Here is a 16,150-nt window from a genome sequence, read left to right as displayed (position 1 = left end):
GAGTTGACGCGAAAGGCCCGGTTGAGGGGCTCGTGAAGGGCGAACCGGACGTTTTGCGTCACTTGAAAAACTCTCATTGGCTTCAGCAGGTAGCTTCCTCCAGCCCCGACATTAACCACCCGCCGCACATCCTTCCTGTTCACCTTCTGTTTACTTTCTAGGGGCCGGCGCGTTACCCGCTGTTTGTAGCCTCGGCCGTGTTGTGAGCCAGAGGGCTCACCATGCCCGGACACGCCCGGGCGCCATCACTCAGAAAGGCGCACATGAACAAGAAGGTTGTATCCGGCCTTACCCTCGCGGTGGCCGCGGCCCTCACTGTTCCCGCGTTCGCACCTGCCGTATTTGCCTCACCCAATGACGATGGACTTGTCATCAACGAGGTGTACACGCGCGGTGGTTCTGCGGGAGCCTCCTTCAACAAGAAATTCGTCGAACTCTATAACCCCACTGATGCAGCCGTTTCGCTGGATGGCTTGAGCCTTGGCTATGCCACCGCCAAGAATCCCACGAAGATCTCCTCCTCGGTTGCCCTCACCGGCACCATCGAGGCCAAGGGCTACTACGTGGTTGGAGCTGGCAGCAACCGATCCGGTGGCACCGCGGACCTGACGGTGGACCAGGAGAGCGGCCTGAATTTGGCCGCTGGGGGTGGCACTGTTGCACTGGCGAAGACGGACAAGCTTGCCAGCGTTGCCACCGGCGGCGACGTCGCAGGAAACCCGGACGCGATCGACGTCGTCGGGTGGGGAAAGGGAGCACTCCGCGAGGGCGAAGCAGCCACCGTTCTCACCACGGCGCAGCAGGACACGAGCGGCTACTCCCGCATGCCCGGCGGTAAGGACACGGACAATAACAAGGCGGACTTCTCCGCGCAGGCGCTCACCCCGGGCGCCTCGAACACGGATGAGCCCACCACGGACCCGACGGATCCGGGCACGGAGCCAACGCCGGACCCGACGCCAACCGCGGATCCGACCACCCCGGCGCCCACCACCGTGACCATCGCTGAGATTCAGGGCACCGGCGATGTGTCGCCCATGGCCGGCCAGACGGTGACCACGCGCGGCGTGGTGACGGCGGCCTACCCGGAGGGCGGCTTCAACGGCGTCTACATTCAGACGCCGGGCGATAGCTGGGATGGCACCGCCTCCACCGGCCTGTTCGCCTACGGCTCCACCATTGCGAAGGGTGCCCAGATCGGCGATTACGTCGAGGTCACCGGCAAGGTGTCCGAGTTCTACAGCATGACCGAGCTGACCGTCTCCAACTTCACCAAGCTTGATGAGACGGCCAAGGCCGTGCCCGTCAAGCTGGACCGGGTGCCGGCGGCGGAGGCCGACCGCGAAAAGCTCGAGGGCATGCTCCTCGATATCACCGGCCCCTACACGGTCACCAACAACTACGAGACGAACCTCTACGGGGAGGTGGGACTCGCGGCCGGCACTACGCCGCTGCGTCAGCCCTCGGACGCCTACAACCCGAGCGCGAACCCGGATGAGATCGCGGCGCTTGAGAAGGAGAACGCGGAGCGCCTTATCACCCTGGATGATGGCGCCTCGGTGCGCTACGTGGGAAACAACGCGGCGATCCCGCTGCCCTACATCTCCGCGACGTCACCGCTTCGCGTGGGCGGCGCGGTGACGTTCGAGCAGCCGCTGGTGCTCGATTACCGGAACGACGTGTGGCGCCTGCAGCCCACCACCGCGGCCTCCACGGCGGAGGGCGGCAACCACTCGGCTGATTACGTCACCTTTGAGAACACGCGCGCGGCTGCGCCCGCCGAGGTGGGTGGGAACGTGTCGCTCGCTACCTTCAACGTGCTCAATTACTTCACCAGCCTCGGTAAGGACGATGCCGGTGCCAGTGCTTACACGGACCGCGCGGGCAACCCGATTACCACGAAGAGTGGGACCGTGCGCGGCGCGTGGGATGAGGCCTCCCTCCAGCGTCAGCAGGACAAGATTGTGGCGGCCATTAATACGCTGGACGCCTCGGTGATCTCCCTTGAGGAGATTGAAAACTCCGCCACCGTGGATTCCTCCAAGGATCGCGATGAGGCGCTGGCTCATCTGGTGGACGCGCTGAACGCGGCCGCGGGTTCGGAAAAGTGGGCCTATGTGCCCTCCCCGGCCGCGGCGGACCTTCCGGCTAATGAGGATGTGATCCGGCTGGCCTTCATCTACCAGAAGGACGAGGTCGCCCCGCGGGGCGGCTCCCAGATTCTGGACAATGATTGGTTCTCCGGCGTTGCGCGCCAGCCGCTGGCCCAGACCTTCCAGGCCGTGGACGCGAACGGTGAGCCCACCGGTAAGGCGTTCGTGGTGATTGCGAACCACTTCAAGTCCAAGGGCTCGCTCTCCTCGAAGATCGCGAATGACACGGATACCTACCAGGGCAATAACAACCAGCTCCGCACCAAGGAAGCACAGGCTGTGGCCGAGTGGGCGGACACCGCGTTCGCCGGCAAGCCCGTGTTCATCGTGGGCGACCTCAACTCCTACTCCAAGGAGGATCCGGTACTGGCGCTTGAGGCGGCCGGCTACACCGAAGTGGTGGAGAAGGCCGTGCCGGACAAACAGACCTACCAGTTTGACGGTATGGTCGGCTCGCTCGATCACGTGCTGGCCAACGCGGAGGCTGCGGCGTTGGTGAGCGGCGCGGATGTGTGGAACATCAACGCCATGGAGTCCATCGCCCTGGAGTACTCCCGCTACAACTACAACGTCACGAATTTCTACGATGCCTCCCCGCTCCGGTCCTCGGATCACGATCCGGCGAAGGTGGGTTTGACTACGACGGCGGTGACACCCGGCGATAACCCGACCGATCAACCGACGGATAATCCGACCGGCGAACCCACCGCGGAGCCGACCCAGGAGCCGACCGCTAGTCCCACCACGGAACCCACTACCAAGCCGGCCGCTCCGGCGTCGAACAACGGTGGCCGCTTCTTCTACTCGAACCGCTGGAACTCTCCGCTGGCGGACTTCCGCAGCCAGTACGGTCGGGCCGGCGACGAGGTGCTGGTGGGTGACTGGAACGGTGACGGCATTACCTCCGTGGGTGTGCGCCGCGGCAATACGTTCCTGCTGAGCAACAACCTGGCCGGGCAGGCGCAGATCACCTTCTCCTTCGGCCGTGCGTCAGACACCGTCCTGGTGGGCGATTGGGATGGCGACGGCGTAGACCAGCTCGCCGTGCGTCGCGGCAACACGTTCTACCTCCAGGGTCGCATCCACAGCGCGGCCACGGCCTCGAAGTTCGCCTACGGTACGTCCAGCGATGTACCGGTTGCGGGTGACTGGAACGGCGACGGCGTGGACACGTTTACCGTGATCCGCGGCGGGCGCACGTGGCTCGGCAGTAACCACCTGCGCGGTGGCGCGGCCGAATTCCAGGACAGCTACGGCCGCCCGGGCGACACGCCGTTCGTGGGTGACTGGAACGGCGAGGGGACGGATACGCCGCTCGTGGTTCGTGGCTAGTTGTCGGCACGGTTCGTGACCAGTTGCCGGCACGGATAAAGTGACGACGACGGAGGGGCCGCGCTACGAGGCGCGGTCCCTCTTTGCATCCGGTGGCACGTGGGCGGGAGGCACGGCGCATGCTGTGGGCGAGTCGCGGGCCCGGTCGGTGGTTCTTCAGCAGCCATCGCCAAGTACCTCGAGGCTAATTAGCGCCCGTGCCCGCCCGGCCTACTGCTTGGGCAGCTCCGGATCTCCGCACTGGGTGAGCGTGGCAACCAGCGCATTCTGCTTCGCCTCGGTTACGCCCACGCCGTACTTGGCCTTGACGGCCACCTGCCGTGCCGCATAATCGCAGCGATACGCGGCGTTCTCGGGGAGCCACTCGGAGGCGTCCGCGTGCCCCTTCGCGTCGTTTGCCTCACCACCAACGGCCACCAGGTTAAGCGGATCATTGCCGAAGGCCACCCGGGTGGCGGCATCCCAGGTGGATGCGCCCTTGCGCCAGGCATCATAGAGCGCCACCACGTGATCGATCTGCACGGCGTCGGGGTCCGCGGCCCGATCAAAGCGGACCGTACTACCCGTGTAGGGATCCGTCAGCGTGCCGCTTCCCACCACACAATTGGGTGGGTTTGAGCCGCCATTCCAGAAATCCACGCCCGTGAGATCCCGTGCCAGAATCTCATTGCGCGTATTGCAATTATCTCCGTCCAGGTCCGGCCAGCCATCGCCCAGCCCAAACTCCGCCCGCGAGTATCCGCTACCGCTGCCGAGTTTCACCACGCTCAGTTGCTTGGCGACGGCGACCGCGTTGCCCGAGACGGTTTGTTCCACCAGCGCCTGCGGACTGGACGACGGCGAGGGCGTATCCCCGGGGTTGCGCGAGCCACCGGCCCACGCGAATGCGATTGCACCCACCACAATGAAGCTGATAACGCCCGCCGTACGGCGTGGCGGTCGTGCGTGACGGTAATTCCTTTGATTCATCGGTACCAGGGTAGCGGTGGTGTAACGGCGGGGCCGTAGCGGGCTGCTGCGCCGACGAAAATCACCCGGGCTATTTACATGCCGCGCATACCGCGCATACAATGGGTTGCATTCGCGAATGAACGCGGCAGGGGCGTCGTGTCCGTGAACATGCGAGGTGAGGATAGAGCATGGCAGGATTCTTTGCGCGCAGGCGTCGGCACGCCACGCAGGCGGAGCACGCCGATTTCCCGCTCAATCCTGACGGCTCAGTGATTCATGCCTCGCATCTGGCGCTATCCTCGCTGCACGGCCCGGTGTTCGGGCCGCTGGATCTCAAGCTTTGCCCGGGGGACCTGTGCGTGGTGTACGGGACCACGGGCTCCGGTAAATCCGCGCTGCTGTTGGCGCTCACCGGCCGGATGCGCGGGGTAACCGGGCATCTTCGCATCGTCGGTAAGGAAGCGATCCCGGATCCCTACGCGGCGCTGCGCTACACCAGTGTGGGCCGCGTCGGTCAGTACGTGGCGCCGGATGATCGCCTCACCATTTCCGAGCTCATTGCCGAGCGCGCCTACCTGGATGGGAGCACGCCCGCGGCCACGGAGCAGCAGGCGGAACGCATCGAGGAGTGGCTCGGGTACCGCGTGGACCGGGTGGCGCAGTACCAGGAGTTGCCTGCCATTGAAAAGACGGTGGTGTGTGCGGCCCTCGGCCTGGTGGTGCCCTCCGCGATCACCGTTGTGGACGACGCCGATGCGGACGTTCCGATGGATGATTTGGTTCCGCTGTATGCCGCGTTGAAAAAATTGGCGCAGCTGAATGGGTCCGTGATTGTGGTGTCCGCCAGCAATGCGACCGGAGTTCCGCAGGGCACCGTGCGGGTACATTTGCCCGCCCGTACCGTTTCGCGGCTCTATCCGGTGGAGGATAGTCCGGCGGATATCTCCGTGGCGTCCGAGCCTCCCGAACCCATCGAGGTGCCGGACGTATCGGATACCGAAGTGACCGTAACGCGGGCTACCACCGCAGCGTCCGCGGGGAAGCACCAGGACGGCGTCGACAGGGAGGAACGGTAGTGCACAACCTCGTTAGGCTCCTCAACCTGGAGTTCAAGCGATTCCGTGGCATTCCTGTCATTGCGCTCATTTTCATTATGAGCGTGCCGCTGCTGTATGGGGGTATCTACCTGGACGCCAACTGGGACCTCTACGGGCATATTGACCAGGTGAACGTGGCGATTGTTAATAAGGACAAGCCCGTCACGTACCAGGGGCAGAAGGTGGATGCCGGGAGTCAGTTTGAGACCGCTATTAAGCAGAAGGATGGTTTCAACTGGCAGTTCATGGACGCGGCCGAAGCGCGCGAGGAGCTGCGCACGGGCAAGGTGTACATGATTGTCACCATCCCGGAGAACTTCTCCGAGAACCTGGTTGCGGCCGGTGAGTTCAAGCCGCAGCGCGCCACCATCGAATTTCGGCGTGATGACGCGAACGGGTTTATTGCCGGATCCCTTCTTATGCAGGCGCAATCCGTCATCCAGGAATCCGTGAATTCGGCGGTGGGGGAAGCGTACTTCACGGCGCTATTCGGCGCGCTCGGGCAGATACGGGACGGTTTCCAGCAGGCGGCGGACGGCTCCGCGCAGCTTGCCGATGGGCTTACCCAGGCAACGAACGGCGTCAGTCAGATCGACGCCGGGCTGAAGAACACCAGCCTCCCGGATCTCTCTGACAAACTCGGTAAGCTGCACGACGCCCTGGACGTGCTGGATGAGGGCTCTACCCAAACGCTCACCGGCCTCTCCGGTATCAGCGGTGCGGTGGCGGAGCTCTCCGGCATTTCCAGTTCGCTGGACGTGGGCACTAAGAACGTGGAGCAGGCGCTGGGACCGTTGCGCAGCTACATCAACTCCACCCTCCCTTCCCTTAAGGACAATGCCGCGAGCCTGGCCGACATCAGCGCGAACCTGACCGGTGGCGCGGACGGCGGCGTGGTGGGGAAGGTGCAAAGTTCCCTACAGTCTGCTTCGGACCTGGTGGCCAAGGCGGAGGCGAACCCCAGCCTGCTTGGTGATTCCACGTTCAAGGCAGAGCTGCAAAGCGCGCTTTCGGCGGCGAGTAAGGCGCAGGGGGATATCTCCGCGCAGCTCAACGCCCAGGGTGCCCTCACCGGCAATATCGAAGCGCAGATTAATTACGATGCGGCCAAATCTGCGGTGGATGGCGCCGATGCGGCTCTTTCCGCGCTGAAGGGCACCACGGAGGAGGTGGCCGGGTCCCTCGACGGCATCGGGCAGTCCGCGAAAACACTTCAGGACGGTCTGGGCACCCTCCAGCAGGGCAAGGATCAGCTGAACGAGGTGCTGGGAGATTTCTCCACGGATTCTCTCTCGAGCATCGTGAGTGGCGTTACCACGTTGACGGACGCCATCGCTCGCCTGGATGAAGCCATGCCTCAGTTGGAGAAGGGTGCCAACACGCTGGCCAGTTCCCTCAACGACGGCGCGGCCAGTATCCCGGCACTCACCGAGTCCGATTCCGCGCGTCTCTCCGAGATCATGTCCTCCCCGGTGTCCGTGAAAACCATCGTGGATAATGACGCGCAGACATACGGCCGCGGCCTGGCCCCGTTCTTCTTCTCCATCGCGCTGTGGGTGTCCACGGTGACGTTCTTCCTGGTGCTTCGTACCTTCTCCGGGCGGACGGCCGCGTCGCGCAGCACCCCGCTGCGTAGCCTGCTCTACGGATTTGGTCCGTTCGCCCTACTGGGGGTTGGAGCGGCGCTCATCATGGGAATAGGTGTGTGGTTGTGGCTGGGGATTAATCCCGTGCACCCATGGCGCTACCTGTTCTTCCTGGTGGTGGTGGCGCTCTCCTTCTTCTCCCTTGCCTACTGGGTGCGATTGTGGTTGGGATCTCCGCAGTCCGCCGTGTTCCTGGTGCTGCTCATTTTGCAGCTACCGGCTTCCGGCGGCACGTTCCCCGTGGCCATGCTGGTGCCGTTCTATCGCGCGATCTCCGTGATCTCCCCGATGCGATACTCCGTCGAGGGGTTCCGGGTGGCAATCTCGGGCGGCACCAATGAGCAGTACTGGGGTGCCGTCGCGGTACTACTGGGAATTGTCGTGGTGTCCATGGTGATTGCCTACGTTGTTGTACGGCGTTACAAGGTGTTCTCCATGCGGCAGCTTCATCCGCCCATGATTACCAGCGAGTCCACCGGCGACTACGCGTTCTCCGTCCGTCCGCGGTAGCGGCGGGTGCGTGGGTTCGTGGCCGACGCCGCCCGCGCGCGTAGTAGAGAGCGCGGGCACGGTACGTGGCGCGGGTCATGGGCCGGGGTGCGGCTTATTACGCGTCCACACTCGTCCGGCCGCGCCCCATCCCTATCCGGCGTGCCCCGAGTGCCGCACCCGGGACTGGGCGCCGCGGCGTCGTAATTTAACGCGTCGCGCCCCACCTCTACTCACCGTATTCCGCCCCAACCTGGCGTGCCCCATCTCTACCTGCCGTGCTCGGGACTGGGCGCGGCGTCGTCGTACCACGATGCGAACAAGGCTCCAGCGAGGGAAAGTTTGTCGCACCCCCGGTCTAGACTGAAGGGTACAACTTCAGAGAAAGGTAGTTATGGCGAACGAACTTGCTCGGGAAACGGTGGCCGAGTTCGCGAATCAGTTTGCGCGGGATGCGGTTGCGCGCGTGGTGCAGAATGCGGTGACGCAGAATCCGATCACCAAGGTGGCGGAGGACCGCGCGATTATCAACGGGATTGACCCGTCAATGTCCATCAAGGTGGACCACTGGGCTATCACCAACCAGAAGAAGTCTGGCCGGTGCTGGCTGTTCTCGGGTCTCAATTCGCTGAAGCCGGGCGTAATCACCGCCGCCAGCCTCAAGGATTTTGAGTTCTCCCAGAACTACCAGTTCTTCTACGACAAGCTGGAGAAGTCCAACTACTTCCTCACCTCCATGATCGATCTGGCGGATCGGGACGTGGATGATCGCACGGTGCACTACCTGCTTTCGGACCCGATCGGGGACGGCGGGCAGTGGAACATGTTCGTCGCGCTGGTGAAGAAGTGGGGCGTGGTGCCCAAGTACGCCATGCCGGAAACCGAATCCTCCTCCAACAGCCAGCTCATGGACCGCACGCTGGAAATGCTGCTGCGCCGTGGTGCACGTGACGTGCGGGCGGCCGTCAAGGCAGGGAAGGACGCGGATGCGGTGCGCAAGGAAACGCTGCGCCAGGTGTACCGCGTGCTTTCTATGCACCTGGGTACCCCGCCCACCAGCTTCGTGTGGCAGTACCGGGACACGGACGGTAACTTCCACCGGGAAGGCACCTTCACTCCGCAGCAGTTCGCCGAAAAGTACCTGCCCAACCTGGACGAGTACGTGTGCGTGGTCAACGATCCGCGTAACGAATACGGCAAGACGTACACGGTGGATCGCCTGGGCAACGTGGTGGGCGCCAAGCCGGTGGTCTATCTCAATGCGGATACGGACGTGCTGCGCAATGCCGTTATCTCCACGCTCAAGGACGGTGCGCCGGTGTGGATGGGTTGCGATACGTCCAAGCAGTCGGACCGTGAGCGCGGGATCTGGGACGGCAAGCTGTATGACTACGAGGGCACATACGGCATCGATCTGGCCATGTCCAAGGCGGAGGAGCTGCGCTTTGGCGAGGCCATGATGACGCACGCCATGGTGTTCACGGGCGTGGACCTGGATGAGGAGGGTGCGCCGCGGCGGTGGCGCATCGAGAACTCGTGGGGTGAGGAGCACGGGGATAAGGGCTTCTTCACCATGAATGATTCGTGGTTCGATCAGCACGTGTTCGAGATCGCCGTCGCCAAGGACCGGCTGCCCGAGGATCTGGTGGCCGCGCTGGATAGTGAGCCCGGCGTGCTGCCGGCCTGGGATCCGATGGGGTCGCTGGCGTAGGGCTGGGGTTCGTTTTTCGCTGCTCCAGTACGACGACGAAGCGGGCGCTTTGCGCCCGCTTTTGCGTGCCTGGCCGGCGGCGTGATGCGCGCGCGGCGGGTGCGGTCCGCGGTGAGTCCCGGTGGGTGATCCGTGCCGGTGCGCGGCCGGTGCGTGCGGGTGGGCGCCTAGAAGTGCGTGTGAAACTCGGCGATATCAGCGAATTGTGCGCGGGTGACACTGGCCAGATCCCCCGGGGCGATGCGCATAGAGAGCGAGCGCTTGCCGCCCGACACCAGCATGGTCGCGAGGGTTTCGGCTGAGGCGTCAATGACAACGGGTGCCTTGATCTTCTGCCCGAGTGGCGAGATGCCGCCGTGCACGTAGCCCGTGAGGCGCTCCGCTTCGGCCACGTCCATCATGACGGCCTTCTTGCCGCCGGCTGCCTTGGCCATTCGCTTGAGGTTGAGCGTGGCGGTGGCCGGCACAATGCCGATGGCCGGTTTGCCATCCACTTCCACCATGAGTGTTTTGAATACGGTGGCGGGATCTACATCGAGGGCGTCGGCGCTGCCGAGTGCCCAGCCATCATCCTCGTGAAGCGGGTGCTCGTATTCCAGGAGTGTGTAATCCACGCCGGCGCGGTTGAGTGCGGCCAGTGCGGGCGTGGCGGCGGCCTTCTGCTTCTTCTTGGACATGCGTCTAGCCTAGTGGCGCCGCGGTCGGCTGCTGAACAAGCTGAACGGTAAGGAATTTCTTCAGTTGACGGAAAACTTCCGGTTATGGGCCCGAATCAGTCCCCTAACCGGGCACTAGCCATCCACTCAAGAGAAAACCATCAACTCAGCGCACCCGGCTCCACTCCTCATTGAGCCCGGCACCGCCCCATCCACCCACCGCCGGGCGTATCTCGACCGAAATCCCCAGCCCTGCCGCCCCACGTGGACGTTCGCTTCCCGCTCCACCAGACACCGCGCTGGCTCATCCGCTCACCGGCAGGCTCACCCCAGCCGAGTCCCCTGGCCGCACGGTGTACCCCGGTAGGGATTCGCACTTGCACGGCCGTATCCACCAACCGCCGGCCACATCCCGACCGAAACCCCGCTCCTCTCGCTTCATCCACCCGATCGCACGAACCACCCAGGCAGGAGGGTGCACTGATTTAGCACCCACGCCGCCGGATCTACCTGCCGGGACCAGTACACGGCCCACTACACGCGACTGTCCACATCCCACCCGCCGAGTAAAGCTGTCGGAGCACACTAGTACGCTGGAGGAAACGGCCGTGGGCGGGCGGCGTCGTCGGAGAGTGAGGGAAATATGGACGTGACGCAGGAACTGGTGGACGGTTTCGCACGCAACTTTGCGGGTGATCCCACCGCGCGGGTGGCGCAGAATGCGCTGACGCAGGTGCGGGTCTCGCAGGTGGCTGAGGATCGGACGGTCATCAATCAGATCAACCCGGTCACGTCCATTCGCTTGGATAAGTGGGATGTGACGGACCAGCAGAAGTCGGGCAGGTGCTGGATGTTTAGCTCCTATAACACTCGGCGGGCGGACGTGATGAAGAGCCTGGGGCTGGAGCAGTTTGAGTTTTCCCAGGCCTACACCCAGTTCTGGGATCTGCTCGAGAAGGCCAATTACTTCCTCACCTCCATGGTGGAGCTGGCGGACCGGCCGCTTGATGACCGGCTGGTGACCGAGCTGCTGAAAGAGCCTATCTCGGACGGCGGCTATTGGTTCATGTTCGCCGGGCTTATCAAGAAGTACGGCGCGGTACCGAAGTATGCGATGCCGGAAACGTATTCGTCGGCGAACACGGTGGGCATGGACAGGGTGGTGAGCGAATTGCTGCGTCGGGCGGCATTCAGTATTCGGGAGGCGGCGGCTCGGGATACAGACATGGGCTCGGAGGCTCAGGTAACCCCAGCGGCTCGGGGCACGAACACGGATCTAGCAGCTCGCGCGGGACATGAGGCGGCGAAGGTCGGGACCGTAACCGGTGGAAACGCGGTGGATGACCACCGGGGTGAAGTGGAAGCCGTCCAGCGTGAGGCGCTCGCGCAGGTGTACCGCGTGCTGGCCATGCACCTGGGCACTCCGCCCACGGACTTTGTGTGGCAGTACCGGGACAAGGACGGCAAGTTCCACCGCGACGGGCACATGACCCCGCAGGAATTCGCTGCCCGCTACCTTGGCGATCTGGACCAGTACGGCTACGTGGTGATCGATCCGCGTCACGCTGAGCTCACTCACCTCACCATTGACCACGCGGGCAACATGCCGGGCAACGAGTACAGCGCCGTGGTGGTATCTCCGCAGGTGGTACGCGCGGCGGCAATCGCCACGCTCAAGGACGGCGAACCGGTGTGGATGGACTGCGACGTCAGCAGTCAGTTTGACCGCGACCGGGGCATCTGGGACGCCCACCTCTTTAACTACGAAGGCCTCTACGGCGTGGACCTGGCCATGACTCGCACGCAGCGCATGGATTCCCACCAGATTTCGCCCACGCACGCCATGGCGTTCACAGGCGTGGACCTGAGCGGGAGCGGGGCGCCGCTACGGTGGCGCGTGGAGAATTCGTGGGGTGAGAAGCACGGCGAGAAGGGCTTTTTCACCATGAATGATTCCTGGTTGGATGAATATCTGTTCGGTGTGGTGGTGCGCAAGGATCTGCTGCCGGCAAACGTGCAGGCGGCCTTCGATGCGCCTGCCACCGTCCTGCCGCGCTGGGACACACTGTGCTGACCGATACGGCTGGGCGTGAGGCCACGGGATTCGAGCCGGATGGTGCCGGCGACGCCGTGGTGGGGCGATACGCGCCTTCGCCCACCGGGGCGCTGCACCTGGGGAACCTGCGGACGGCCCTGCTGGCATGGGCGCTAGCGCGCAACGCTGGCGGGCGCTTTGTGCTCCGGATGGAGGATCTGGATTCCAGCCGGGTGCGGCCCGAGTATGCCGCGCGGCAGCTGGCGGATCTCGAAGCAATCGGCCTGACGTGGGATGGCCCGGTGCTGTGGCAGTCCCAGAATCTGGAGCGATACCGGGCGGCCTTTGATCGGCTCCCGGCGCACGCCACCTACGAGTGCTATTGCACCCGGCGTGAACTGCGTGAGATTGGGCAGGCACCCAACCACGCCCCGGACGTGTACCCGGGCACGTGCAGGAATCTCACGGCCGCGCAGCGTGAGGCGGGGCGCGAGAAGCTTTCTGGCATGAACCGCGGGCCGGCCGTTCGCCTACGCTGCGACCTGGATATATCCGTGCAGGGACAGCCGACGCTTCCGGCAAAGCCGGTTGAAGGCGTGCTGGCCGGCGGGACGCGCGGCTCCGACGGGCCGGACGCGGCGCCGGGTGGGCCGGACCTGCAGGCCAAGCCGGATCTGCGGGCTGAACCGCGGTCTCACGCAACCGAGGCCCCGATGCTTGTGCGCCGGCTAACGGTGGAGGACGGTGTAGCCGGCGCATACACCGGGGATGTGGATGATTTCGTGATCCGCCGCGGCGAGGGCGCCTTCGCGTACAACTTCGTGAGCGTTGTGGACGACGCCGCTCAGGGCGTCACCGAGGTGGTGCGCGGCAACGACCTACTGCCGTCCACTCCACGGCAGGTGTACCTCCAGCAGGTGTTGGGGCTGCCCACGCCCGCTTATATTCACGTGCCGATGGTGGAAAACATGGCCGGTATTCGGTTGCAGAAGCGCGACGGTGCCGTGACGCTCGCGGACCTAGCCAAGTTCGGCTGGGAGCCGGGGGACGTGGTGGATTTGCTGGCGCGGTCGCTGGGGTTTGAGGCGCGCAGCGGAGCCGAATTTGCGGCGGGCCTCGCGAAGATTACCGCGGACGGCGTGGCGGCGCTGGGAACCGCGCCCTGGCGGGTGGACCCGGCCGCTTTGCGCGACGGCCCGGTGGCGGCGCTGAACCGTTGATTGGTGGTTTACCAGGGGGCGTTGGGGGCGACGTTGTAGGTGGGGTCGGCGAGGATGTCTTCGTAGAGGGGTGGGTGCAGGGGTGTGGTGAGGCGGGCGAAGAATGCGTCAAGGTTGTGCTTGTTGACGCCGGGGGTGGTGCCGAGGGCTTCGCCCCAGCTGGCGGGGTTGCGGCGGCGTAGGCCGCGCATGCGGATGCCGATGAGTCCGGGGTAGCAGTGGATCCAACCCCCGTAAGGGCTTTGGGCATCGCGGCGGCGGACTCGTGCCTCAAGGCTATCGGCAACATCTGTGCCGGTGACGAGGTCGAGGAGTCGGTTGAAGTGGCCTTTCATGTGGCGGCGCCAGACGGGGAGCCCGTCGGAGTCATAGAGGATGACTTCGTAGTGTTTTTTGGTGAGTTGGCGGGCCCAGAGGGCGGCGTAGGGGCCGTATTTGGTGGCGTTGCGGCGGGCAATGTTGTATGCCCACCCGGTGGCGACGGTGACGCCAAAGATCGCCCCGCCGAGTCCGGAGAGGGCGACGAGTTCGTTGGTGGGGTCGGCCCAGAGAGCAAAACTCCGATAGAAAAGGAAGAGAGAGACTAGGCCGACAGTGAGGCGGAGGCCGTAGGTTTTGAGGGCGAGTCCGGCAAGGTTAATTCCGGCCATGACAATGTAGACGCCGAGGCAGAGTAGAGACCAGGGAGCATCCAGTTGGACGATGGGCACAATGATGCCGGTGATGACGCCGAACACGTTGGCGAGAAACTCAACCAGCATGAACTTGGACAGGTCCGGGCTGGTGGAGACGCCGACGGATCCTTTGCGGCGGAAGGAGTGTGTGATTTCAAACCAGGTGGCGCGCCAGATGTTCCCGCCGCCGGAGGCGGCGTTCTGGAAAGCGTGGGCTACTTCCTTGACATTTTTTCCGAGGTTGTCACCGTGGCCGAAGGGGATGGTGTCGAAGTACTGGTCGAGGCTGGTAAGAACACGGGCGGCGAATTCCCAGTTGCGCTCATCTACATAACCGCGGGCCTCATCCAACGCGTGGCGCACGCCTTCCCAGTCAATCTTGTATCGGGGAGCGAGGCGGTGGCGCAGGCCTTCATCTTCCACGTTGTCCATTTGCATGCGGATAAAATCCAGGCAGTAGTAGGCGATCCGCACCTTATCTGTCATTACTTTTTCACCCATCAGCCTCTCCTCCTCTACCGTATGCCCCGATAAAATTGTCAAACTTCTTCTGAATTTCGCTGGGATACAGGATCCATTGCCTCCGGCTAACCTTTATCGGGTCCTTCCCGCGGGATAATCAAGGGTGAGCTCCCAGCCGTCCCAATTTCTCCGCACAAGTGTGGCGCCCCGATCAATAAGGATGGCGTCCGCTGGCGTAGACCAGCCGGGTCACAGACACCAATGTGAGAGCCGGCGCTGGAAACGAGCGTGGCATTCGGGCCGCTTCGTATAGTTTCCACTCCGCCCTTACCGCTGGCAGCCCGGGCACCAGTACAGCTTCCGCCCGGCCAGCACCTCCATCCGAACGGTGGTACCGCAGCGCACACACGGCCGCCCATCGCGGTGATACACGGCCACGCGGTCCAATTCTTCATCGCCTTCTACGGACTGGTCGGGCCGGTACTCATCCGGAATAGTGGTGGCGATGCCGGTGGGTACGCCGCGCCGCATCTCCTCGGCGAGGTCATCCCACAGCCGTCCAAGCCGCGCCTTCGACACGCGATTTGCGGGCCGCAGCGGGTCAATCCCCGTCCGCCACAGGCACTCGGCTCGATAAATGTTGCCCGGCCCGGCCACCACGGCCTGGTCCATGACAATCTGCCCGACCGGCACCCGCCGCTTCCGCGCCGCCTCAATGAACCGCTCCCGATCACCCGGCTCATTGCGCACCGGATCCGGCCCGAGCTTGGCCACCGCCTCCGCTACCTCGGCCGGGCTGATCACCTCGCAGCGGGTGGGCCCGGTGAGCATGGCCGCCGCCCGCTCCGAATACATGAGCATGCGGGTGGTGGGTGTGGGGGTGAGCAGCTTGGAACCCTCCAGATCCGTGGTGTTATCCCGGTTGATCGAGCCGAACTTCGGCCGATTCGCGGCCGGATCCGCAACGCTAAGGTCCGCCCGCTGTACCTCGGAATCCGCTCCGACGCCGAGACGCCCTGAGCGGGCATTGCCTGCGTCTGCCTTCGTACCGCTGGCGCCGCGCCGTGGCCCGCTCATCCCCGAATCCTCGGTGGGCGCCTCCGTAATGCCGGCGCCCGTCAGCCCCGCCGTGCCGGGACCACCCAACCGCCACCGTCCATACAGGCCAAGGTGAATGTGTAACCAGTGTGCGGCCGGCGCATCCACGGGTGACGTGCCCACCGCAGCCGGTGAGCGTCCAATACGCGTGGCACCCAGGTCGACGTCGTCCGAAACATTTAGCGGGTAAAACGGTACGAACAGGTGCTTTCCCCACGCGGCGGCGCGTCCGGGCACCTCGCCGTTGAGGATCGCGGCGCCGGTGGCAAAGCGGCCCTGCGGCGAGGAAACCCGCACCGGCTGCCCCATGAAGAGGGACGTGAGTAACTGGGCGTGGCGGTGAATCGAGTGACCTTCGGGCATGACGCCAGCCTAGTGGCATAGGTTGACCAGCAGCCTCGGTCTGTTGTCGGGTTCGCTGGGCGCGTGTTGTGTAGATGGTCAGGTGTTGCCGATGACGCTGGGTAGAACAGTGGTCCCGAATTTGCGGAGAATGCTGGGAGCTTTCGAGCGGAAGTGAGTGAATCTACTCGTTCGAATGGCGGACTGCGGCGACGGTGTCCAGTATTTCATGTCATAATTTCTATGTAATTCCCAGGTATCTCGGTTATAAGACGCCGGTCCCG

At 64.1% G+C, this 16,150-nt stretch carries 10 protein-coding genes; 6 read left to right on the top strand and 4 right to left on the bottom strand.

Annotated elements, in window-relative coordinates:
• Window positions 1–263: 263 nt before the first annotated feature.
• On the top strand, window positions 264–3,485 hold the full coding sequence (locus tag EIH27_RS07390; RefSeq protein ID WP_164461641.1) for an ExeM/NucH family extracellular endonuclease: 3,222 nt from the start codon (window positions 264–266) through the stop codon (window positions 3,483–3,485).
• A gap of 210 nt (window positions 3,486–3,695) precedes the next feature.
• Here EIH27_RS07390 and EIH27_RS07385 read toward each other — a convergent pair whose 3' ends face one another.
• A complete protein-coding gene (locus EIH27_RS07385) occupies window positions 3,696–4,454 on the bottom strand; it encodes an HNH endonuclease family protein (RefSeq protein ID WP_124040343.1) in 759 nt (252 codons plus the stop codon).
• A 170-nt stretch (window positions 4,455–4,624) separates the two neighbouring features.
• Here EIH27_RS07385 and EIH27_RS07380 point away from each other — a divergent pair, with 170 nt between their 5' ends.
• From EIH27_RS07380 to EIH27_RS07370, 3 genes are all read left to right on the top strand, one after another.
• Window positions 4,625–5,512 (top strand): ATP-binding cassette domain-containing protein, encoded by an 888-nt coding sequence (locus EIH27_RS07380; RefSeq protein WP_124040342.1) that lies wholly within the window; start codon window positions 4,625–4,627, stop codon window positions 5,510–5,512.
• Complete coding sequence (locus EIH27_RS07375) at window positions 5,512–7,689, top strand: YhgE/Pip domain-containing protein (protein ID WP_124040341.1); 2,178 nt, start codon at window positions 5,512–5,514, stop codon at window positions 7,687–7,689. Before EIH27_RS07380 ends, EIH27_RS07375 begins: the two co-directional genes overlap by 1 nt.
• A gap of 373 nt (window positions 7,690–8,062) precedes the next feature.
• Window positions 8,063–9,379 (top strand): C1 family peptidase, encoded by a 1,317-nt coding sequence (locus tag EIH27_RS07370; protein ID WP_124040340.1) that lies wholly within the window; start codon window positions 8,063–8,065, stop codon window positions 9,377–9,379.
• A 167-nt stretch (window positions 9,380–9,546) separates the two neighbouring features.
• On the opposite strand, the gene ybaK is transcribed toward EIH27_RS07370, so the two are convergent.
• Window positions 9,547–10,056, bottom strand: coding sequence for a Cys-tRNA(Pro) deacylase (gene ybaK / locus EIH27_RS07365; protein WP_124040339.1), 510 nt, complete (start codon window positions 10,054–10,056; stop codon window positions 9,547–9,549).
• Window positions 10,057–10,678: 622 nt separating this feature from the next.
• Between ybaK and EIH27_RS07360 the strand changes: the two genes are divergently transcribed.
• Together EIH27_RS07360 and EIH27_RS08000 are read left to right on the top strand one after the other, a co-directional pair.
• Window positions 10,679–12,109 (top strand): C1 family peptidase, encoded by a 1,431-nt coding sequence (locus tag EIH27_RS07360; protein ID WP_124040338.1) that lies wholly within the window; start codon window positions 10,679–10,681, stop codon window positions 12,107–12,109.
• A complete protein-coding gene (locus EIH27_RS08000) occupies window positions 12,103–13,290 on the top strand; it encodes a glutamate--tRNA ligase family protein (RefSeq protein ID WP_241153026.1) in 1,188 nt (395 codons plus the stop codon). The genes EIH27_RS07360 and EIH27_RS08000 overlap by 7 nt, the downstream gene beginning before the upstream one ends.
• A gap of 8 nt (window positions 13,291–13,298) precedes the next feature.
• Here the strand turns inward: EIH27_RS08000 and EIH27_RS07350 are convergent, their stop codons facing one another.
• Window positions 13,299–14,450: a hypothetical protein gene (locus EIH27_RS07350; protein ID WP_124040337.1), complete on the bottom strand. Its 1,152-nt coding sequence runs from the start codon at window positions 14,448–14,450 to the stop codon at window positions 13,299–13,301.
• A 303-nt stretch (window positions 14,451–14,753) separates the two neighbouring features.
• Window positions 14,754–15,887, bottom strand: a complete 1,134-nt coding sequence (locus EIH27_RS07345) for an Fpg/Nei family DNA glycosylase (RefSeq protein ID WP_124040336.1) — start codon at window positions 15,885–15,887, stop codon at window positions 14,754–14,756.
• Window positions 15,888–16,150: the final 263 nt, after the last annotated feature.

The organism is Neoactinobaculum massilliense (assembly GCF_900604955.1).
Taxonomy (GTDB): Bacteria; Actinomycetota; Actinomycetes; order Actinomycetales; family Actinomycetaceae; genus Neoactinobaculum; species Neoactinobaculum massilliense.
This window is presented reverse-complemented; position numbering and strand designations above follow the sequence as displayed.